Source organism: Asaia sp. A2 (genome assembly GCF_057319415.1).
In genome coordinates this window covers 1-496 of record NZ_JBXWTO010000041.1, presented here as the reverse complement: position 1 = coordinate 496, position 496 = coordinate 1, and the positions used below count along the sequence as shown (strand labels likewise).

The 496-nt window shown below is 59.9% G+C and carries 2 protein-coding genes; both read right to left on the bottom strand.

Translation table 11 applies throughout. The annotated features are described in order from the left end of the window. A partial coding sequence (locus ACWNRM_RS15180; RefSeq protein WP_485172254.1) for a transposase occupies nucleotides 1-315 on the bottom strand: 315 nt, incomplete at its 3' end. Then, the coding region (locus ACWNRM_RS15175) for a transposase (protein WP_485171513.1) at nucleotides 273-496 on the bottom strand (224 nt) is incomplete at its 5' end. The genes ACWNRM_RS15175 and ACWNRM_RS15180, both read right to left, overlap by 43 nt.

Genomic DNA, 496 nt, shown 5'->3' with positions numbered 1-496 from the left:
CGTTTTGGCATCGGGTACCCGATCCGATAACGCCAGGCCCAGGAAACGCATGAAGGACAGACGGTCGTTGATCAGATACTCCGTCCGTTCATCGGAGAGATTGTTCAGTGTCTGGATCACCAGGATCCTGAACATCAGTACCGGATCGAACGGCGGACGCCCGCCCTTGCTCCCGTCTGAGGAGGCCAGAGCCTTCTCCAGATCAGGACGAAACACCTCGAAATCCACAGTCCGGGAAAACGCTTCGAGCTGATCACTAGAGCGTTTTCCTCTCAATCTGGCTCGTACCCAGCGGCGGTGAAGAAGTTGGCGCATTCTGCGGGCACGACCTGATCGATGAGTTTGCCGATCCTGTTCCAAAGCCCGTCGCGGGTGCGTTCGGCGGCGCGGCGGAGATGGGCCTTGAGTTTGGAAAACGCCATCTCGATCGGGTTGAAGTCCGGGCTGTAAGGCGGCAGGAACCGCAGGCTGGCTCCGGCGGCCTCGATCGCCGCCT